General features: G+C 72.8%; 21 protein-coding genes. 10 read left to right on the top strand and 11 right to left on the bottom strand.

The window, feature by feature from the left end:
* Positions 1 to 182: 182 nt before the first annotated feature.
* The gene (fdxA, locus tag HNR21_RS13510; RefSeq protein WP_119727401.1) at positions 183 to 509 is read right to left on the bottom strand and encodes a ferredoxin; all 327 of its coding nucleotides are present in this window, start codon (positions 507 to 509) and stop codon (positions 183 to 185) included.
* A 113-nt stretch (positions 510 to 622) separates the two neighbouring features.
* On the opposite strand from fdxA, the gene HNR21_RS13505 reads away from it, so the two are divergent.
* Positions 623 to 865, top strand: coding sequence for a putative acetyltransferase (locus tag HNR21_RS13505; protein WP_182705492.1), 243 nt, complete (start codon positions 623 to 625; stop codon positions 863 to 865).
* Positions 866 to 904: 39 nt separating this feature from the next.
* Here the strand turns inward: HNR21_RS13505 and HNR21_RS13500 are convergent, their stop codons facing one another.
* From HNR21_RS13500 to HNR21_RS13485, 4 genes are all read right to left on the bottom strand, one after another.
* Positions 905 to 1,774, bottom strand: a complete 870-nt coding sequence (locus HNR21_RS13500) for a PH domain-containing protein (RefSeq protein WP_182705491.1) — start codon at positions 1,772 to 1,774, stop codon at positions 905 to 907.
* 135 nt (positions 1,775 to 1,909) lie between these two features.
* Positions 1,910 to 2,680: a polysaccharide deacetylase family protein gene (locus HNR21_RS13495; RefSeq protein ID WP_182705490.1), complete on the bottom strand. Its 771-nt coding sequence runs from the start codon at positions 2,678 to 2,680 to the stop codon at positions 1,910 to 1,912.
* Between the two features lie 63 nt (positions 2,681 to 2,743).
* On the bottom strand, positions 2,744 to 3,613 hold the full coding sequence (locus HNR21_RS13490; RefSeq protein WP_182705489.1) for a crotonase/enoyl-CoA hydratase family protein: 870 nt from the start codon (positions 3,611 to 3,613) through the stop codon (positions 2,744 to 2,746).
* A gap of 92 nt (positions 3,614 to 3,705) precedes the next feature.
* Complete coding sequence (locus HNR21_RS13485; RefSeq protein ID WP_119727396.1) at positions 3,706 to 4,104, bottom strand: hypothetical protein; 399 nt, start codon at positions 4,102 to 4,104, stop codon at positions 3,706 to 3,708.
* A gap of 156 nt (positions 4,105 to 4,260) precedes the next feature.
* Between HNR21_RS13485 and HNR21_RS36350 the strand changes: the two genes are divergently transcribed.
* The 7 genes from HNR21_RS36350 (at position 4,261) to HNR21_RS13450 (ending at position 12,436) form a co-directional block, all read left to right on the top strand.
* Entirely contained in the window at positions 4,261 to 6,093 is a 1,833-nt protein-coding gene (locus tag HNR21_RS36350) for a class I SAM-dependent methyltransferase (protein WP_312881017.1), read from the top strand.
* Between the two features lie 10 nt (positions 6,094 to 6,103).
* The gene (locus tag HNR21_RS13475; protein WP_182705488.1) at positions 6,104 to 6,763 is read left to right on the top strand and encodes a hypothetical protein; all 660 of its coding nucleotides are present in this window, start codon (positions 6,104 to 6,106) and stop codon (positions 6,761 to 6,763) included.
* 325 nt (positions 6,764 to 7,088) lie between these two features.
* Positions 7,089 to 7,643: a hypothetical protein gene (locus tag HNR21_RS13470; RefSeq protein WP_182705487.1), complete on the top strand. Its 555-nt coding sequence runs from the start codon at positions 7,089 to 7,091 to the stop codon at positions 7,641 to 7,643.
* Between the two features lie 790 nt (positions 7,644 to 8,433).
* A complete protein-coding gene (locus HNR21_RS13465) occupies positions 8,434 to 9,192 on the top strand; it encodes a hypothetical protein (RefSeq protein WP_182705486.1) in 759 nt (252 codons plus the stop codon).
* 200 nt (positions 9,193 to 9,392) lie between these two features.
* A complete protein-coding gene (locus tag HNR21_RS13460; RefSeq protein ID WP_376766621.1) occupies positions 9,393 to 10,649 on the top strand; it encodes an IS256 family transposase in 1,257 nt (418 codons plus the stop codon).
* 202 nt (positions 10,650 to 10,851) lie between these two features.
* Positions 10,852 to 11,451 carry a cysteine hydrolase family protein gene (locus HNR21_RS13455; RefSeq protein ID WP_182705485.1) on the top strand — a complete coding sequence of 200 codons (600 nt, stop codon included), beginning with the start codon at positions 10,852 to 10,854 and terminating at the stop codon, positions 11,449 to 11,451.
* Between the two features lie 7 nt (positions 11,452 to 11,458).
* Complete coding sequence (locus HNR21_RS13450) at positions 11,459 to 12,436, top strand: GlxA family transcriptional regulator (protein WP_182705484.1); 978 nt, start codon at positions 11,459 to 11,461, stop codon at positions 12,434 to 12,436.
* On the opposite strand, the gene rraA is transcribed toward HNR21_RS13450, so the two are convergent.
* Positions 12,388 to 12,867 carry a ribonuclease E activity regulator RraA gene (rraA, locus tag HNR21_RS13445; protein WP_119727390.1) on the bottom strand — a complete coding sequence of 160 codons (480 nt, stop codon included), beginning with the start codon at positions 12,865 to 12,867 and terminating at the stop codon, positions 12,388 to 12,390. The genes HNR21_RS13450 and rraA overlap by 49 nt on opposite strands.
* A 180-nt stretch (positions 12,868 to 13,047) precedes the next feature.
* Here rraA and HNR21_RS13440 point away from each other — a divergent pair, with 180 nt between their 5' ends.
* Complete coding sequence (locus HNR21_RS13440) at positions 13,048 to 14,688, top strand: serine/threonine-protein kinase (protein WP_246442138.1); 1,641 nt, start codon at positions 13,048 to 13,050, stop codon at positions 14,686 to 14,688.
* Between the two features lie 6 nt (positions 14,689 to 14,694).
* Here the strand turns inward: HNR21_RS13440 and HNR21_RS13435 are convergent, their stop codons facing one another.
* Complete coding sequence (locus tag HNR21_RS13435) at positions 14,695 to 15,150, bottom strand: Lrp/AsnC family transcriptional regulator (protein ID WP_119727388.1); 456 nt, start codon at positions 15,148 to 15,150, stop codon at positions 14,695 to 14,697.
* Positions 15,151 to 15,316: 166 nt separating this feature from the next.
* Here HNR21_RS13435 and rocD point away from each other — a divergent pair, with 166 nt between their 5' ends.
* Positions 15,317 to 16,513 (top strand): ornithine--oxo-acid transaminase, encoded by a 1,197-nt coding sequence (gene rocD, locus HNR21_RS13430; RefSeq protein ID WP_312881563.1) that lies wholly within the window; start codon positions 15,317 to 15,319, stop codon positions 16,511 to 16,513.
* A gap of 30 nt (positions 16,514 to 16,543) precedes the next feature.
* Here the strand turns inward: rocD and HNR21_RS13425 are convergent, their stop codons facing one another.
* The 4 genes from HNR21_RS13425 to HNR21_RS13410 are packed head-to-tail and all read right to left on the bottom strand — an operon-like array spanning position 16,544 to position 20,063.
* Entirely contained in the window at positions 16,544 to 17,056 is a 513-nt protein-coding gene (locus HNR21_RS13425) for a flavin reductase family protein (protein WP_233358962.1), read from the bottom strand.
* A gap of 41 nt (positions 17,057 to 17,097) precedes the next feature.
* Positions 17,098 to 17,580, bottom strand: coding sequence for a DUF6113 family protein (locus tag HNR21_RS13420; RefSeq protein ID WP_182705482.1), 483 nt, complete (start codon positions 17,578 to 17,580; stop codon positions 17,098 to 17,100).
* 22 nt (positions 17,581 to 17,602) lie between these two features.
* A complete protein-coding gene (gene mshB, locus HNR21_RS13415; RefSeq protein ID WP_182705481.1) occupies positions 17,603 to 18,502 on the bottom strand; it encodes an N-acetyl-1-D-myo-inositol-2-amino-2-deoxy-alpha-D-glucopyranoside deacetylase in 900 nt (299 codons plus the stop codon).
* Between the two features lie 13 nt (positions 18,503 to 18,515).
* On the bottom strand, positions 18,516 to 20,063 hold the full coding sequence (locus tag HNR21_RS13410; protein WP_182705480.1) for a serine/threonine-protein kinase: 1,548 nt from the start codon (positions 20,061 to 20,063) through the stop codon (positions 18,516 to 18,518).
* Between the last annotated feature and the right edge of the window lie 79 nt (positions 20,064 to 20,142).

Genomic DNA, 20,142 nt, shown 5'->3' with positions numbered 1-20,142 from the left:
GGCCCGCGCACGATGTCCGCCCGGTACAACCGTCAGGCCGTGGCCTCGAGGCGAGGCCACGGCCTGACGGTCGTACGACGTGCACGGGGTCGTCCTCCCGCCGCGCCGCGACGGGGGCCGGTCATCCGCGGGGCCGTCCCCCCGCACCGGTCACGTCCCGGGGAGCGCTCCCGGGCGGCCGGTCACTCGTCGTGGGTCTGCGGCGGCAGGGCGGCCACGTACGGGTGGTCCTTGTCGATCTTGCCCACCTTGGAGGCGCCGCCGGGCGAGCCCAGGTCGTCGAAGAACTCCACGTTGACCTTGTAGAATTCCTTCCACTGCTCCGGCACGTCGTCCTCGTAGTAGATGGCCTCAACCGGGCAGACGGGCTCGCACGCACCGCAGTCGACGCACTCGTCCGGGTGGATGTAGAGCTGACGCTTGCCCTCATAGATGCAGTCGACCGGGCATTCCTCAATGCACGCCTTGTCGAGCAGGTCCACACAGGGCTGCGCAATGACGTAGGTCACGTCGTGACTCCTCTCGGGTTCTTCCGGCCCCGCCGTGCGCCACGGCTCACCGCAAGCTCGCACCACCTAGTATTGCGGCAGCGGGACACTTCATTCGACAGGGGGTCCGCCTGATGTCCGCCCACTTCGCCGCCCGCCTCGTGGTCTCCGTCTCGGAGGCGGACGTGGGGCGGCGGGTGTCGCTGCGCCGCCGCCTGCCCAGCGGGCAGTACAGCGACGTCGTGGGCGTCCTCGAGTCCTGGGAGAACGGGGTCCTGACGGTCCGCCGCCGCACCGGCGAGCTGGTCGAGGTCCCCCGCGACGTCGTCGTCGCCGGCAAGGTCGTGCCGCCCCCTCCCCCGCCCCGCCGCCGCTGACCGTTCAGCCGTCCCCGGCCGGGGGCGGTCGCCCCGGATCTAGTCGGCGGCGCCCAGGCCGCGGCGGCGGATCAGGTCGACCAGGTCGTCCAGGTCCAGGCCTTCCGGGCCCCGGCCGTCGGTCAGGGCGGTCAGCGTCACGATGCCGCCGCTGTGCCGTTCCAACTCCACCTGCCGGATCGGGACGTCCTCCTTGAAGCGCACGTCCTTGACGTCCGACCAGGGAACGAACGTCGTGCGGAAGGCACCCCGGCTGCGAACGCCCTCGGCGTCGATCACGGTGACCGCCCGGGCCAGTTGCAGCCCGACGATGCCGGTGATGATCGCCAGGACGGCGGGGAGGCCCGCCAGTTGCGGCGTGCCGGTGAGCGTGCCCGCGGCCACCGCGCCCGCCGCGAACGCCCCGGCGACCGTGAACAGGACGACGAGCGCCCCGCGCCCGCCCACGCGGCGTTCGACGCGCTCCGGATCGGCGAGGGCCTGTTCGGGCTCGGGCGCGTGCTCCTCGATCCGCCGCTGGAGCAGGCCGAGCATCTCGTCGGCCGTCAGCGTCCCGCCGGAGTGGCGCAGCGCGCCGGGCAGCACGATCATCCGGTCGTCGGAGTGCACGACGGTGACGGTCCTCCCCGACCGGTAGGCCGCCATCACCGCCGACCAGGGCACCAGCCGGGCCGTGCGCAGGCTCCGGATCCACAGCCCGTCCGGCCGCACCTCGATCCGCATCCGCAGCCAGGCGCCGACCACCAGCGCGGACACCGCCACCATCAGGAACGTCAGCCACAGCGCCTGCGGCGCGCGGACCACCCCCAGGGCGGCGAGCGCCATGGCCAGGGCGACGGAGACCGCCAGCGGCCATCCGCCGGAACGGCGCAGTACCAGAGTGCCGGAGGGGTCTTCGGCAGGGGGCATCGAGTCGTCGTCTCCATGCGGCGATACGGTCACGGGGAGATATGGTCCCGCATCCCCGTCGTTCCGGGCCCCGAGCACGCCTGGCCGCATCCGGACCCGGCGGGACCGGACGGGCTCCTCGTCCGGCGCACCCGCTCAGCGGTGCCGGTACGGGCTGCCGGGGCGTAGTGGGACGCCGCGGAAGAGTTCGGAGACGGTGACGAGCTCGTAGCCCTGGCGTTCCAGCCGGGCGACCAGCTCGGGGATCGCCGACACGGTCGGGCCGTGCGTGTCGTGGAGCAGGACGATGCCGCCGGGACGGGTGTCGCGGACGGTCTCCTCGATCACCCGTTTCATCCGTTCCGGTTTCCGGGCGCGCCAGTCCATGGGGTCCACGCTCCACATCACCTGCGGCAGGCCCGCCACCCGGCCGACCCGGGCGTCGGTGACCGCGTACGGGGGCCGGAACACCCTCGGCCGCACCCCCGTCACGTCATGGACGGCGTCCTGGGTGCGGTCGACCTCCGCCCTGATCGCCCCCTCCGGAAGCCCCGGCAGCCGGGCGTGCGACCAGGTGTGGTTGCCGATCTCGTGCCCCTCGGCGACGATCCGCCGCACCACCGCCGCGTTCGGCCGCACCTGCCTGCCGACGACGAAGAACGTGGCCCGCGCCCGCGTCGGCCGCAGCAGGTCCAGCAGCCGCGCGGTGTGCGGGCCGGGCCCGTCGTCGAACGTCAGCGCCGCGCACCGGGCCACGGCGCAGTCCACCGCCCGGGACGGGGTGGCCTGGGCCGTTCCCCGGGCCGGGCGCGGCTGCTGGGTCCGGTCCGCCGCCACATGGATCCGATGGTGGCCGTGTCCGCACGCCGATAACAGCGCCAGCCCGGCCCCCGCGGTCACCAGAACCGCCGTCGACCTGATCAGCACAGATCACCTCCGATGGCTCTCGCGCCACCGGAATACCCGCCCCGACCAGGACGAACCGGTCGTTCAGCGCAGCGGCCAGTCGGGCACCTGGGGCGGCAGGTCGGTGCTGACCCGCATCGGGAACTCCGCCGGGCGCTTCTCCAGGAACGAGGTGACCCCCTCGGCGGCGTCCGGGGACGCGCCCATCGCGGCCATCAGCCGGGAGTCGGCCTCGTGGGCGGTCCACGGGGTGGTCGCCGACAGGCCCGACCACATCAGCCGCCGGATCGCCGCCACCGACACCGCCGAGGTGTTGTCGGCGATCTCCCGGGCCAGCCCGTAGGCGGCCGGCAGCAGCTCGTCGGGCGCGTACACCCTGGAGACCAGCCGCCCCTCGAGCGCCTCCCGGGCGTCGAAGATCCGGCCGGTCGCCACCCACTCCATGGCCTGCGAGATGCCGACCACCCGGGGCAGGAACCAGCTCGAGGCCGCCTCGCTGACGATGCCGCGCCGCGCGAACACGAACCCGAACCTGGCCTTCTCCGACGCCAGCCGGATGTCCATCGGCAGCGTCATCGTCACCCCGACCCCCACGGCCGCCCCGTTGAACGCGGCGATCACGGGCTTGAGGCACCGGGCGATGCGCAGCGCCACCGTTCCGCCGCCGTCGCGGGGCGTGCCGTCCTCCAGCACGTCCTCACCGGCGAACATGTCCTGGCGCTTGTCCTTGTTGAACGTGTCGCCCCCGGCCTCCAGGTCGGCCCCGGCGCAGAACGCCCGCCCCGCCCCGGTCACCACGACCGCCCGCACCTCGTCGTCGGCGTCGATCCGGTCGAACGCGTCGAGCATCTCGTTGCGCATCGTGAACGTGTAGGCGTTCATCCGGTCGGGCCGGTTGAGCGTCACCGTGGCGATCCGGTCCTTCACCTCGTACTCGATCTCGGTGTACGTCACCGTGGGCCCTCCTCGTGTCTGGCGGCGCGCCGATCGAACGTGATTCTAGGATCACGTTCGCGCACCGTACGCGCGCGTCCGCGGGCGGCGCGCTAGCTGCGGGCGGCGGGGAACAGGCGGGTGGCCAGGTCGAGCCGCCACTGGTCGAGGGTGCCGGCGAAGTCCCCGGGCGGCACGGGAGCCAGGTGCTCGCCGTCGTTCCGCAGGCCGATGACCGTCTCGTCCCATCCGGTGGACCGTTCGCCGACGGCGGCGCGCAGGTCGTCCGGGGTGAGGGCGACGGTCGCGGGCACGTCGTCGCCGGACCGGGCCGCGGCGGCCAGGCGGAAGGCCAGCACCGCGAGGATCCGCGCCCACGCCTGGCCGAGGTACGGGGGCAGGCCGGTGACGGCGATCTCGGGCAGGCCGCGCGCCGACAGGCCCGAGGTCCGCAGCGTCAGCCCGGCGGGCTCCTCCCGGCCGGTGACGGTCACTGCGCCGTTCGTCCCCATGTCGGCACCGTACCGGGCGGATGGGCGGATTTCCCAACGGGACGCAAGCGACCGAACGTTCCCGCCCGACCGCTGGCCGTAACGTCCGGGGCGGAGTGACGTATGCCCTGCGGCAACCACCGCTCCAACGGCTTTCGGGTCGGCTAAGTTACGAGCGTGAACTGGGCCGTTGCGACGTACGACACCGCCTTCGGATACGTCTCCGCGCACGGCGCTCCGCTGGTCGACCTGCTCGATCCGCAGCCGGACGAGCGCATCATCGACCTGGGCTGCGGCACCGGGACGTTCTCGGCCGCCATCGCCGAGCGCGGCGCCACGGTGCTGGGCATCGACGGGTCGCCGGAGATGATCGCGCAGGCGGCGGCGACCTACCCGGACCTGTCGTTCGCGGTCGGCGACGCCCACGACTTCACCACCAGCGAGCCGTACGACGCGGTGGCCTCCAACGCCGCGCTGCACTGGATGACCCGCGACCCGGACGCGGTGATCAACGCCGTGCACGCCGCGCTGCGCCCCGGCGGCCGGTTCGTCGCCGAGATGGGCGGCGCCGGCAACTGCGCCGAGCTGATCGCCGCGATGCAGACCGCCTGGCGGATCTTCGGCCTGAACGAGCCCGAGCTGCCCTGGTACTTCCCCACGCCCGCCGAGTACGCCACCCGGCTGGAGAACGCCGGGTTCACCGTCCGGCTGCTGGAGTACTTCGACCGCCCCACCCGGATGACCGAGGGTCCCAACGGCGCCGCCGACTGGGTCCGGGTGTTCGCCGCCGGCGCGCTCAAGGAGGTCCCGCCGGAGATCGTCGAGCCCCTGCTGGCCCGCATCAACGAACTGGCCGCCCCCGCCCTGCGCCGCGAGTCCGGCTGGGTCGCCGACTACGTCCGCCTCCGCTTCGCCGCCGTCCGCAAGCCGGACGGCAGCACCCCCATGCCGGAGGGCCCGAACGCCCCCGGCCAGGGCGCGCCCCGAGGCGGCGCCCCGTCGGACGGCCCGGTCAACATCCGCACCCGCCCCACGGTCCCCCCGCAGGCCCCCGGCACCCCGCCCCCCACGGCACAGGCTCACGCCACCGCCCAGCAGCCGCCCACCGGCCCCGGCACACCCCCACACGGCACGCCGGGCACCGCCCACTCCAACGGGACGCCCGCCCCCGGTCAGCACCCGGCCGCACCCACGGGCGCCCCACACGCACAGCCACACGGCACGCCCACCGCAGGCCCGCATCCCACCGGCCCCAACGGGGCGCCCACCGCAGGCCGGCGTCCGGCCGCAGACGCCTCGCCTACGCAGGCGCACGGCACGCCCACGGCCACCGCCCAGCAGCCGGTCGGTCCCACCGACACGCCTTCTGCGCATCCCAACGGACCTGCGGGCGCACCCGCCGCACAGGCCACGCCCACGGCCACCGTCCAGCAACCGCCCGCGGGCGCGCCCTCCGCGCACCCCAACGGAGCGCCCGCCGGGCAGCAGCCGACCGTGCCTGTCGGCGCCCCGCACGCTCAGCCACAGGGAGCGCCCGCCGCCGGGCAGCCCTCGACCGCGCCGCAGCAGGCGGCCGGGCCTGCGGGTACTCCGCCGCACGGGACGCCTGCGGGTGTCCCGCACGGCGTTCACCAGCAGACGCCGCCCGCATCCGGGGCGGTCCCGCACATGGCCGGGGCCACCGCTCCCCAGCAGGTCCAGCCCGGTGCGACCGTTCCCCAGCCGGCGCATCCCCCCATGCCCGAGACCGGCATCCCGCCGGCGCAGGCGGCCAATCCCGCCGCGGCGGGCCACGCCCCGACCGCACCGCAGCAGGTGCCTTCGCCGCAGGCCGCCGTTCCGCCGATGCACGCGCACGGTGCCGTTCCGCCGGACGCGGCCGGCCCGGTGATGACGGCGCCGCCCGGTGGCCCGATGCCGCATCCGGGTGTCACCGAGACGGGACCGTTGCCTCCCGTTCCTCCGGTGGGGGAACCTCCGTCCGAATCCCCAGCGGCCCCCGGGCGCTGACCGGATCGCGATGTCCGAGACGGCACGGCTGTACGACGCGGCGGGCGACCGGCTCCAGGACCTGCCGCCGGGCCCGCTGCACCTGCACGTTCACGGGAACGGCCTGCGCGCCTTCGTCATGGCCGACGTGCTGCGCCGTGTCCTGGCCCGGCGGCGCCGCCGCGTGCTGACCACCCGTTCAGGCCCGCCCCCGCAGGACTGGAGGCCGGCCGACCACAACATCCCCGACTTCGACGAAGGCGACCCGGCGACCGCCCACGTGGTGATCGCCGAACGCCCGGTGCCCGCCTCTCACCTGGTCCTCACTCCGGCCCTGGAGCACGTCCCCGCGGACGCGGACCCGGTGACGCTGCGCCTGGCGATCCTGCGCACCCGGTACCGCGAGCCGGTGAACGTCGCCGAGGAACTGGAGGCCGCCCGTCCCCGGCTCGGGCGCTGGCGGACCCTCATGGCCCAGTGGGCCGACTCCCCCGGCAGGCCCCTCAACCGCCCCTACGCCGACGAGGCCGAAGCCGCCCTCACCGACGACCTCGACACCCCGGCCGCCCTGGCAATCCTGGAACGCCTGGCCGACGACCCCGACGTGGCCCCCGGCTCCAAGCTGGAGACGTTCATCCACCTGGACCTGCTCCTGGCCCTGGACCTGGTCAGCGAGATAGGCCGCCACTAACACCGGCTCCAGCAGCCTCCCGAGCCGCTCGTCGTTCCCACCGCGGAATGCGACATCAGAACGGGCCGCCCACCACCGCAAACCCGACCACCACCCACGGTTTCGCCCCCGGGAACCGTCCGTTCACGACGGGCGCTTACACCACACCCCCAGCGGAACGCGCACAACCGAGACAAATCCAAGCATCCCGAAGGACACACTCCCCTAACCGGCCACCCGTTAGCCAACCGTGACGCAACGAACCTCTTTTCCCGCCACATGCGTCTCTGTAAGCTTCGCTCCGTACCCCGCATCCCCAAGAAGCCGCATCCGATCAGGGGTTGGCATGCTCGCCCGGACCGTTCGGCCCCTAGGCCCCCTAGCCCTGGCCGGACTGATCACAGCCTGCGCCTCGAACCCCGCCGGCGGCACGTTCCGCCCCTCCGGCACCCTCACCGACCCGGCCGCGACCGCCGCCACCCCGGCAGCCCCCGAGGCCCTGCCCACCGAGCAGGTCGACGCCCAGGTCCTCCGCAGCTACGCCGCCTACCAGCAGGCCTACAAGAAGGCCTACGAGACCAACGACCCCTCCCATCTCCCCCCGGTCGCCACCGACCCCCTCCTCACCACCGTCACCGAGGACATCGAGAAGACCCGCGCCAAAGGCGAGATCTGGCGCTTCGTCAACATCTCCAACCCCCAGGTCTACGCCCGCTCCAAAGACGGCCGCACCGTCTACGTGGTCGACTGCATGCGCACCCTCGCCGCCTACCGCTACTCCACCAAAACCGGCAAACGCCTGGGATCCAGCAAGGGCGGGACTTACCGCTACCGGACGGCTGTCAAATACACATCGGGAACCTGGAAAGTTTCGAATACAAAGCGAGACAAGCCATGCTGACCTCACCGAGCAACACCCGGTCTCGCCAGAGCAGCGGCCAGCCACTTGTGAGCATACGTCACGGCATAGCACGCGCCGCTGCGGTAACGATCGCCAGTTCGACCGTTCTGTTGGGCAGTACGGTCATGGGCACATCGCAGTCTCACGCCGACCCATGCAGTGCGGGAGGGCAGGGCATTGGGTGCGGTGTGAGCGACGGAGGCTCGGGGTCCGGCACCGGCGGTACCGGCTCAGGAGGAGGTGGTGGCGGATCCACGGACATCCCGGAAGTAGACCAAAATGGCGAAGGCGGCCCAGGGGCCACCGACCCCGAGCCCGAACCGCCACCCGCGCCTGCAACACAGGACCTGGCCGAGCAGGCTCGTTCATCGGCGCAACTGCCGCTTCCCACGGTGCACACCGCACCGAGCAATAAAACTTTCGTCGGCCTCCGCACCAGGCTATGGGTGGACGGCTTCGAACCGGTGTCCACGGCACCGATCAGTGCGGGAGATCAAACCGTTGTCGCGACTGCGACTCCGAGCAGCGTGACCTGGCATCTGGGAGAGACGAGCATCATCTGCCAGAGCCCGGGCGGCAGGTCCAGCGACGCGTGCAGCTATGTGTTCCGCCGCTCCTCTACGAGCGCGCCCGGCGGCGCCCACCAGATCACCGCGACCATCACCTTCAATGTGACCTGGACGTGCACCGGGAGTGATTGCGACTCCCCGGGCGGAGCACTGGACCCCTTGACCAGCACATCATTGCCGCATCCTCTGGTCGTCAGTGAGATCCAGACCAACTCTCGGCCATGATGACGAGAGACTCCACTCGAGCGACGAACCGCAGGGGCCGGCTCATCGCCGTCACCCTGGCCGCGATCGCCGGCATCACAAGCTGCAGCGGCAGTGACGAGCGGCCCCGCACTCGTCAGGCGCCGACCACCTCACCTTCTCCCAGCGCACCTCCCCGCTACACGGCCGAGCACGTCAGGGCGCGTCTGCTGACACCGGAGGAAGTCGGCAAGGAAATCTTCAGCGCTCCGGTCGAGTTCTTGCCGTTCAAATCCAAGAAAGCCCCCTCCTGCTCACTGTCGGAAGTCAAGCTTCCAGGCGATCCTGAACTCATTTTCCGCCAGTTCGCCAACCGAACCCGGCGGGCGGCCGACGAGGTGCGCTATGCACAGTTGATCGCCCGCTTCCCCAGTCCGGCAGGTGCCGCCGAGGCCTACACGACACTGAGACAAAAGGCTCGTTCCTGCCCGGCGAAGCAGCATGTTCCGCCCAGGCGGGTGAGAAAGAATTTCACGCTGTTCCCACACGATGACACATGGCGGGTGAACGAGGACTCGCTCATGGGGTGGCAGCACCTGCGGGGCCTTGAGAGACAGGTCATACCCAGGAACTACACCAAGTACAACGTACTGCATTACATGTACGACTACGCGGTGCGCGGCAATCTCCTGATCGCGACGGCTTATTGGGAGCGGACGGAGCCTGACGGATCCGGTGAGCCGACGGCCGGGCGGGCCACCGAGATACTCACGAAGCAACTGCGCAAGTTGGGCTGACAGCCGCTCGATGTCAGCCTCTTGAATTCCCGGCTCCGGGAGGCTTTCGCCAGGCGTTATCTGGTCTCGGTCGCCGTTCCGCCGCGGATCACGAGTCTGACGAGTCAGGGTGGCCGTATGGGACTGTACGGTTTTCGGTGTAACTCCTGATCAAGGAGTGACACCTGATGACGACAACTGAAGCGAAGGCGGACGCCGCAGTGGCCAAGTCCGACGAGCCGGCCGGGGTCGACCAGGACCTGATCGGTCAGCTGGTGGCCCAAGCCCGCGGGCAAGGGCTGGATCTGACCGGTGAGGGTGGGCTGCTGCAGCAGCTGACCAAGCGGGTGCTGGAGTCCGCGCTCGAGGGCGAGATCACCGACCACCTCGGCTACGACAAACACGAACGGGCCGCCGTGGCCGGCGCCAACTTTCGCAACGGCCACCGGACCAAGACCGTCACCACCGAGGTCGGCCCGGTCGAGATCGACGTTCCCCGCGACCGTGAGGGCACGTTCGAACCGAAGATCGTCCGCAAACGGCAGCGCCGCCTGAGCGGGGTGGACGAGATGGTGCTGTCGCTGAGCGCCAAGGGCCTCACCCACGGCGAGATCTCCGCCCACCTGGCCGAGGTCTATGGCGCCAGCGTGTCCAAGCAGACCATCTCCACCATCACCGACAAGGTCATCGACGGCATGACCGAGTGGCAGAACCGGCCGCTGGACCCGGTCTACCCGGTGATCTTCCTGGACGCCATCCAGGTCAAGATCCGCGACGGCCAGGTCGCCAACCGTCCGATCTACGTGGCGCTGGCGGTCACCGTCGACGGCACCCGCGACATCCTGGGTCTGTGGGCCGGCGACGGCGGCGGAGAGGGCGCCAAGTACTGGCTGCAGGTCCTCACCGAGCTGCGCAACCGGGGGGTGGCCGACGCGTGCATGGTGGTCTGCGACGGGCTGAGCGGCCTGCCGGATGCGGTCGCGCACGTGTGGCCCCAGGCGCTGGTGCAGACCTGTATCGTCCACCTGCTGCGCAACTCCTTCCGCTATGCGGGACGCCAGGACTGGGACGCCATCGCCAGGGCGCTCAAGCCGGTCTACACCGCGCCGACCGAGTCGGCGGCGACCGAACGATGGCTGGAGTTCGCCGAGGAATGGGGGAGCAAGTACCCGGCGATCGTGCGGCTGTGGGAGAACGCCTGGGCCGAGTTCGTGCCGTTCCTGCAGTTCGACCCCGAAATCCGCACGGTGGTGTGCTCCACCAACGCGATCGAGTCGGTGAACGCCCGCATCCGCCGCGCGGTCAAGGCCCGCGGGCACTTCCCCAACGAGCAGGCCGCCCTCAAGTGCGTCTACCTGGCCATCATGAGCCTGGACCCCACCGGCACCGGCCGCCGACGCTGGATGAAGCGCTGGAAGCCCGCCCTGAACGCCTTCGACATCGCCTTCGAAGGCCGCCTGGCCGCAGCCCGAAACTAACCCGAACAAGATCCAGTTACACCGTTAACTGGACAGACCCGGCCGTATCGATCCGGGGGCGGCTGGGGCCGTTGTGAGCGGGTCGCTGCCTGAGGTGGTGGTTCTCGAGGGCTGACGGGGGCGGTGGCGGTGACCGGATCGGTCCGGGGTGGGGCCGGATCGGGACTGGTGGAGCGGGGGTGGGGGACGGGAGGGTGGGGGCATGACGCGAGCGGTTGTTGTGATCGATGTGCAGGAGTCGTTCCGGCGGCAGGAGATCTGGGCCGCCAGTTCCAATCCGGAGATCGTGGGGTCGGTCCGCCGGCTGGTCGAGGACGCCCGGGAACGGGGGGACCTGGTGGTCTGGGTCCTGCACGCGGAGCCCGGGTCGGGGACGGTGTTCGATCCGGCGTCGGGGTTCGTCCGGCTGATGGACGGGCTCGAGGTGCGGGACGGGGAGCCCGTGCTGACGAAGAGTTCGCACAATGCGTTCACGACCACGAACCTGCAGCAGGTGCTGACCCTGCGGGGCGTCCGGGAGGTCGTGGTGTGCGGGATCCGGACCGAGCAGTGCTGCGAGACCACCGCCCGGCTGGCCTCGGACCTGGGGTACGCGGTGACGTTCGTGGTGGACGCGACGGCCACGACGCCCATCCCGCACCGGGATGCGCCCAGGGACCGGCCGGTGGAGGAGGTGCTGGCCGACCCGCTGACGCTGGGGACGGACGAGATCATCGAGCGGACGGTGTACGCGCTGGCGGGACGGTTCGCGAAGGTCCGTACCGTTGGGGAGGTGGTGGCGACGGCACCGGTGGGAGGGTGACCTGATCGTGCGGAGGGTGGTCTTCCTGCTGGTCCCCGGGGTGCACCTGCTGGATCTGGCGGGGCCGGCGCAGGTGTTCTCGATGGCGGCGGACCTGGGGTTCGGGTACGAGCTGCGTTATGTGGCCGAACGGCCGGACGTCCTCTCGGCGCAGGGGATGACGCTGCAGGCCGAGACGCGGTGGCCGGAACTCGGGCCGGACGACCTCCTCCTGGTGCCGGGATGGCGGGCTCCCACGTTGCGGGGGCACGGGGGAATCGGGTGGGAGCTCGCCGCCCGGCTGGCCGAGCATCACGCCAGGGGCGGGACGGTCGCGAGCGTGTGCGCGGGGGCCGAGGCGCTGGGGCGGGCCGGGCTGCTGGACGGGCGGCGCTGCACCACCCATCACGCGCTGCAGGACGAGCTGGCCGAGCGGTATCCGAAGGCGACCGTGGTGCGGGACGTGCTGTTCGTCATCGACGACCGGGTGGTGACGTCGGCGGGGATCGCCAGCGGGATCGACCTGGCGCTGCATCTGGTGGCGGTGCGGCACGGGCCGGGGGCGGCGGCGCGGGTGGCCCGGTCGATGGTGGTGTACGCGCGGCGGAACGGGGAGGAGCCGCAGGCCAGCGTGATGCTGCGGCACCGGGCCCACCTCAGCGACGTGGTGCACCGGGTGCAGGACGTCATCGACGCGCGGTTCACCGAACGGCTGACGCTGGCGGAGCTGGCCGCCGCCGCGGGGATCGGTGAACGCACGCTGACCAGGGCGTTCGTCCGGGCGACCGGGCTGACGCCGCTGCGCTACCAGCAGTTGCTGCGGCTGGAACGGGCCGAGCACCTGATCGGGCAGGGCGCCACGGTGGAGGCCGCCGCCCGGGCGGTCGGGTTCCAGGACGCCCGGATGCTCCGCCGCCTGCGCTCCCGCGCGGAACGGCGTGGGCCGGGGGACGAGGGTCAGACCAGGCGGCGGGAGGCCACCACGATGCCGTCCTCGTCGCTGTAGAGCCAGTGGCCGGGGGTGAACTCGGCGCCCCCGAACCTGATCGGGATGTCGACCTCGCCCGCGCCCGCCTTGGCGCTCTTGCGCGGGTTGGAGCCCAGCGCCTTGATGCCGAGGTCCAGGGTCCGCAGGGTGGCGACGTCGCGGACCGCCCCGTGGATCACCACGCCGGACCAGCCGTTCTCCACCGCGGACGCGGCGATCATGTCGCCCATCAGCGCGGAGGCCAGCGAGCCGCCGCCGTCCACGACCAGCACCCGTCCCTCGCCGGGACCGTTCAGCACCTGCTTGACCAGGGCGTTGTCCCGGTGACAGCGCACGGTCGCGATCGGCCCGGCGAACGCCGTGCGGCCCCCGTACTGCCGGAACTGGGTCTGGCAGCTGGCCAGCTCGGCGTCGAACTCGTCGATCAGATCGGCGGTCGCGAACTCCATGGCGCAGAGCGTACTCCCCGGCGATCAAACGCCCCCGGCCGGGGCGGCCGACAACGGCCACGACCGCCGTGCGCGAAAACCCTGACAGGACATGGCCGCCCAAGGTAGGAAATCGACGACGCCCCCGCGCGCGATCACGCAGAGATGATCGGGCGGCGCCGCTCCCGAGGAGGTGCCTCGTTGAGGCCGAACGACGTGTTCGAACCGCTGCTCCCCGACGACCCCGCCCAGCTCGGCGGGTACCGGGTCCTGGCGCGGATCGGGGCGGGCGGGATGGGCCGGGTGTACCTGGCCGCCACCCAGAGCGGGCGACGGCTCGCGATCAAGGTGGTGCGGCCCGAGTTCGCCGACGATCCGGAGTTCCGGCGCCGGTTCCGCCAGGAGGTCACCGCCGCGCAGCGGGTGCAGAGCCTGTACACCGCGCCCGTCATCGACGCCGACCTCGACGGGCCCCGGCCGTGGATGGCCACCGCGTACGTGCCCGGTCCGTCGCTGGCCGCGGTCGTCGCCGGGAACGGGCCGCTGGCGCCGCAGACGGTGCGGCCGCTGGCCGCCGGGGTGGCCGAGGCGCTGGAGGCGATCCACCGCGCCGGGATCATCCACCGCGACCTCAAGCCGTCCAACGTGCTGCTCGCCGAGGACGGCCCGCGAGTGATCGACTTCGGGATCGCCCGCGCCGCCGACGCCACCCCGCTGACCCGCACCGGGGTACGGATCGGCACCCCGCACTTCATGGCGCCCGAGCAGGCCCTGGGCCGCCCGTCCACCCCGGCCGTGGACGTGTTCGCGCTGGGCGTGCTGGTGTTCTTCGCCGCGACCGGCCGGTCCCCGTTCGGTGAGGGGCCGGACCCGGCGGTGCTGTACCGCATCGCCCGGGAGGAGCCCGACCTGACCGGCTGCCCGGACGACCTGCGCCCGCTGATCGAACGCTGCCTGCGCAAGGACCCGGCGGCCCGGCCCGCGCTGCGCGAGCTGATGGACGAACTCAACCCGGGCGGCGCCGCCCCGGAGCCCGGCTGGCTGCCGTCCGAGGTGACGCGGCTGCTGGCCCCCTTCTCCGCCGCCCCTCCCCCGCCGACCGGCGCGTTCGCGGGACCGCCCGGCACGCCCCCGACGGCTCCGGTGCATCCCGTCCCGGGAACGCCGCCGGGCGGCCACGGCATGAGGTCGGGACTGCTGGTGGCGGCCGGCGCCGGGATGGCGGCGCTGCTGCTGGTGCCGGCGCTGGCCTTCGTCGCCTTGTCCGGCGACTCCGCTTCAGAGGATCCGGGGAGGGCGGACGCGAGCGCCTCCGCCCCCACCGCGGCTCCGCGGCCGGGCGCGAACGGGGGCGGGGACGACGGGACCCAGCCGTCTCCCCCGCCGTCCCCGCGTCCACGGCCGACGGGGGAACCCGTTCACCTGGCCGATCTGACGCCGCGCGGGGACTCGCTGCTCGTCGGCAGGTGGTCGACGCTCGGCAAGGCCTACCCCGAGAGCCTCGGCGTCGCCGCCGGATGCGACGGCGAGAACACCCGGGAGGCGGTCTTCGACCTGGGGGGACCGCATCGGTTGTTCGTCGCCGACGTCGGCGTGGACGACACCGCGACCGGATCGGACCGTGATGAGGAGGTCCGCTTCGTGGTGTACGCCGACCGCGACCAGGACGGAAGGGCGGACGAGGACGAAGAGATCGGTGTCAGGGCCGCCCGGCACCGTCTCCCGGGCCACATCGAGGCCGACCTGGGCGGCGCCGACTCCGTCATCCTCTACATGGAGACCGCCGACATCTGCCTGCCCAAGGCGGCCGCCTTCTGGGGAACGCCTCGCGTCTACAAGTGACCGGGGTCAGGTGTCGGGGCCGTCGGTGGGGCGGCCGATCAGGCGGGACAGGACGATGGAGGTCTTGGTCTGCGCGATGTTGGGCTCGCGGCGCAGGCGTTCCAGGGTCTCCTCCAGATGGGCGATGTCGCGGGCCCGCAGGTGGATGAGCGCGTCGGCCTCGCCGGTGACGGTGTAGGCGGCGATGACCTCGGGATGCTTGCGGACGCTCTCGTAGGTCTCCTCCGGTGACCGGGCGCCGTCGTAGAAGATCTCGATGAACGCCTCGGTGGTCCAGCCCAGCGCGGCCGGGTCGACCACCGCGGCGAAGCCGGTGATGACGCCCTCCTCGCGCAGCCGGTCGACCCGGCGTTTGACGGCGGGCGCCGACAGCCCGATCGCGTCGCCGATCTGGGCGAACGAGGCCCGGGCGTTCTCCAGCAGATGTGCAACGATCCGGCGGTCAAGCTCGTCAAGACGCAACGAACACCAGCTCCGAAGTCGGTATCGGCAATTGGTCTGCCCCCTGGCCCGAACATACGCTGGACCCGGGCCCGTGACCAGCCGCCGGGTCCGCAGCACCGGGCCGATCCCCGGTGCCGACAGTCATCGCCCGGCCACGGTTCGGCCGGCGGACCGCCGGAGGAGCATCGTGACGCGTACCCAAGCGCTGCGTGCGCTGTCGGAGGAGCACAGCGCCCATAACTACCACCCGCTGCCGATCGTGATCGCGGAGGCCGAGGGCGCCTGGGTGACCGACGTGGAGGGCCGCCGCTACCTGGACATGCTGGCCGCGTACTCGGCGGTCAACTTCGGGCACCGCAACCCGCGGCTGATCGCCGCCGCGCAGCGCCAGCTGGAGCGGGTGACGCTGGTCAGCCGGGCGTTCGACCACGACCAGTTCGGGCCGTTCGTCAAGGAGCTGGCCGAGCTGGCCGGCAAGGACATGGTGCTGCCGATGAACAGCGGCGCCGAGGCCGTGGAGACCGCGCTCAAGGCCGCCCGCAAGTGGGGGTACGAGGTCAAGGGCGTGCCCGCCGACGAGGCCAACATCATCACCTTCGAGGGCAACTTCCACGGCCGGACCACCACGATCATCAGCTTCTCCACCGACCCGGACGCCCGGAACTCCTACGGCCCCTACACCCCCGGCTTCCGCACCGTCCCGTACGGGGACGTCGACGCCCTCAAGGCGGCGATGGACGAGGCCACGGTCGGGGTGCTGATCGAGCCGATCCAGGGCGAGGCGGGCGTGAACGTGCCGCCCAGCGGGTTCCTCACCGCGGTGCGGGAGCTGTGCAGCGCGGGCGGGGCGCTGATGATCGCCGACGAGATCCAGTCGGGGCTGGGCCGCACCGGCACCACGTTCGCGGTCGAGCACGAGAACGTCGTCCCCGACATGTACCTGCTGGGCAAGGCGCTCGGCGGCGGGATCCTGCCGGTGTCGGCGGTGGTCGCCGACGCCGACGTGCTGGGGGTGTTCCGGCCCGGCCAGCACGGCTCCACGTTCGGCGGCAACCCGCTGGCCTGCGCGGTGGCCCGCGAGGTGATCGCGATGCTGCGGACCGGCGAGTACCAGGAGCGGTCCCGGGTGCTGGGCGCGCACATGCACGAGCGGCTCGGCGCGCTGCCCGGCGACGCGGTCCGCGAGGTCCGCGGGCGCGGCCTGTGGGCCGGGGTGGAGCTGAACGGCAAGGCCCGCCCGGTCAGCGAACGGCTGATGGAGCTGGGCGTGCTGGCCAAGGAGACCCACGAGACGACGCTGCGGCTGGCCCCTCCGCTGGTGGTCGAGAAGGACGACCTGGACTGGGCGCTGGACCAGCTGGAGATCGCGCTGCGCGACTGAGCGCGCCCGCCCCAGGTCCCGGAAACGCCCCTACGCCAGACCCCGGTACCGGCCCTCGAAGAACAGCAGCGGCCGGGCGCCGGGGTCCGGCGTGTCCACCGCCAGCACCTCGCCGACGACGATGCTGTGGTCGCCGCCCTCGTGCACGGCGTGGGTGCGGCACTCCAGCGACGCGACCGCCTCGGTGAGGATCGGCGCCCCGGTCTGCGGGCCGCGCTTGAACGGGTGCTCGCCGAGCCGCCCGTCGTCCAGCGGCCGGCCGCGCGTGGCGAACCAGGTGGACAGGTCCTGTGCGCCCTCCGGCAGCACCGACACCGCCCACTGCCCCGAGCGCAGCACGGCGTCGTGGAAGCGCGCGACCTTCTCGGCGCAGAACAGCACCAGCAGCGGGTCCAGCGACACCGAGGTGAAGGCGTTGACCGTCATGGCGTGGTCGACCCCGTCGGCGACGGTCGAGACGATGGTCACGCCGGTGGCGAACCGGCCGACCACCCGGCGGAACTCGGCGGTGTCCACCGGTGGGGGGAGGGCATTGTCGTTCACGATGCAACAACACTACCCAGGCGCCCCAGTGGCACCGCGGGTCAGCCCCGGCCGCGCAGCCCCGGCCCCACCAGCCAGGATCCGGCGGGGGCGGCGGACCGGGTGACCGCGACGGCCAGCCCGCCGCTCACCATCCCCCCGACCAGGAACACGTAGCCCGCCAGGTCGCCGGCGATGAGCAGGTCGCCCTCGGAACGCTCCGCGGACGCCAGGATCACCACGGCCATCCAGGTCGTCCACGGCGTCGCCGCGCCCAGCTTGCCGCCCATCCCCCAGCCCGCCAGCCGGCAGACCGCGAAGTTCACCGCGACCAGCGCGAGCGCCGCGACCGGGACCGTCCCGGCGGACCAGCCGTAGTGCAGGGAGCCGACGACGCCGAGCAGCACGCCCAGCAGCGCCAGCACCCCGTAGGCCGCGCCGGCGACGACCGCCGCCTCCCGCCCGGACGCCGGCGCCGCCGGGGGCGGTGCCGGCGCGCCGTCGTCCTTGGTCAGCGGCACCCCGCCGTTCGGCTTCTCGTCCACGGCCACCGAGGGTATCGGCCCGTCATTCCAGCCCGGGCAGCCCGGCGAACAGGCCGCTCTCCCGCCCGTCGGCCGCCCTCGGCCCGCCCGGCCCGTCCAGCAGCGTGTAGTACTCGGCGCCGAACGCCTGCTGGCCGATGTTGTTGGACAGCGCGAAGAACGGCCCCACGTCCTCGGCCGCCACGGTGATCTGGGTGCGGTGCGCGCGCAGCGCCGCCAGCTTGGCCGGCAGGTGGGCGCGGGCGTCCACCACCGTGGTCACCTGGTCGTCGGGCACCCCGTAGCCGAGCTGGTCGATGCTGGTGACCCGCTTGAACGGGTGCCGGGACTCGCGCATCAGCGCGATCGACCGGGCCAGCACCGTGCGGGGCGTGGCGGTGGCGTAGAGCTTGGCGGCCCGCCACGGCTCGCCCCGGCCGTGCGCCGGGTCGGCGGCCAGCTCGCGGGCCCGCAGCGTCACCCGGTGCGCCTGGATGTGGTCGGGATGCCCGTAGTGGCCGTGCTCGTCGTAGGTGACGATCACCTGCGGCCGCACCTCGCGGATGACCGGGACCAGCTCGGCGGCGGCCTCGTCCACGTCGGCCCGCCAGAAGCAGCGGGGGTGGTCGTTGGACGGGGCGCCCATCATGCCGGAGTCGCGCCACCGGCCCGGACCGCCGAGGAAGCGCTGGTCGGTCACCCCCAGCGCGGAGCACGCCTCGGCCAGCTCCCCGATCCGGAACTCGCCCAGCCGGTCCTCCTTGTCGGAGGCCAGATGGCGCAGCTCGTCGGGGACGATCTCGCCCTCCTCGCCGAGCGTGCAGGTGACCAGGCAGACGTGCGCGCCCTCCGCGGCGTACTTGGCCATGGTGGCGCCGGTGCCGATCGACTCGTCGTCCGGGTGGGCGTGGACGAACAGAATCCGCCGCTCCGTCTCGCTCATACGCCGACCCTACTCAGGGCGCCGGAACGACATGTCGGCTGGTCCCTTCGCTGCCACCGCCGCCGGCGCCGCCGCCGCTCCCGCCGGTGCCGCCGGTGTCGCCCCCGCCGTCACCGCCGGTGCCCCCGCCGCCGGTGTCGCCGCCGCCCGTGTCGCCGCCGCCGTCGCCCCCGCCGGACGGCGGGCTGGTCGGCACGGTGGTCGGCGGGGCCGTGACGGTCGGGTCGCCGGTGGGCGGCGCGGTCTGCCCGCCGGTGGGCTCGGGCGCCGGCTCGGTGTAGGTGGGCTCCTGCGTCTCCTCCGGCTCCTGCGGCGGGAGCTGCGGCTGCTGCTCCTCGACGGTGCTGGAGACGGTCGGCGACGGGGTGGGCGTGCCGGACGGATCGTCGCCGCGCGCCGCGTACACCAGGCCGCCGATCAGCAGCAGCACGCCCGCGACCGCCGCGACCGTGGCGATGACCGGGCCCCTGGACCTGCCGTCGCCGGAACGGCCCGGCGGCTGCGGGTAGCCGGGGACGCCGGGCAGCGTGCCCTCGCTCACCGCGGCGTACCGGCCCCTGGGGTGGGTGTCCTGCCCGGCCAGCTGCTGCCCCTCGGCCAGCACCTCGGTGGGCAGCTCGCCGCCCGCGGCGACCGCGCCCGCGCCCATCGCGGCGGCCATCTCGGGGCCGGCGATCCGGGTGGCCTCGGGCGCGGCCGGCTCGTCGAGGCGGGTCGCGTCGGCGGCCGGAGGAGCGGGGGGCACCGCGCCCGCCACCGGGCCTCCCCCGCCGATCAGCCGCATCATCAGCGCCTGCGCGGTGGGCCGCGCCTGCGGGTCCTTGTTCAGGCACTCGCGGATCAGCCCGGCCAGGTCGTCCGGCACCCCGGTCAGGTCCGGCTCCTCGTTCAGCAGCCGGTTGATCACCGCGGGAATGGTGTCCTGGCCGAACGGGGGCCGCCCGGTCGCCGCGAACACCATCGTCGAACCCCACGAGAACACGTCCACCGCCTCGGTCAGCGCCGAGCCCATCACCTGCTCGGGCGCCATGTAGGCGGGGGTGCCGATGGCCTTGGTGCTGGCCGCCGAGCCCGGGTCCAGGGCGCGCGCGATGCCGAAGTCGATCACCCGGGGGCCGTCCGGCGCCATCAGCACGTTGTGCGGCTTGAAGTCGCGGTGCACGATCCCCGCCTGGTGGATCGCCACCAGCGCGGTCATGGTGCCGATGGCCAGCCGGTCCAGGGCGGCGCCGGCCCGCGGGCCCTCCTCGGTGACCAGCTTCTGCAGCGACTTGCCCGGCACGAACTCGCTGACGATGTACGGCCGGTCCCCGGCCACGTCCGCCTCCAGCACCTGGGCGGTGCAGAACCGGGCGACCTGCTTGGCCGCCTGGACCTCGCGCACGAACCGGGCGCGGGCGGTCTCGTCCTCGGTCAGGTCGGCCCGCAGCAGCTTGATGGCGACCTTGGTCCCGTCGGCCGCCAGGCCGAGGTAGACCACGCCCTGGCCGCCTTCGCCGAGACGCTCGACGATCTCGTAGGTACCCAGCCGCCGCGGATCACCCGGCTGCAGCTCCGGCATCGACCACTCCTGTACGCGAGGACCTAGGGGCAGAACCTCCGAAACTACCGGAGGGGCGGGCGCGGTGACGCGCCCTCGA

The organism is Thermomonospora cellulosilytica (assembly GCF_014138835.1).
GTDB lineage: Bacteria > Actinomycetota > Actinomycetes > Streptosporangiales > Streptosporangiaceae > Thermomonospora > Thermomonospora amylolytica.
This window is presented reverse-complemented; position numbering and strand designations above follow the sequence as displayed.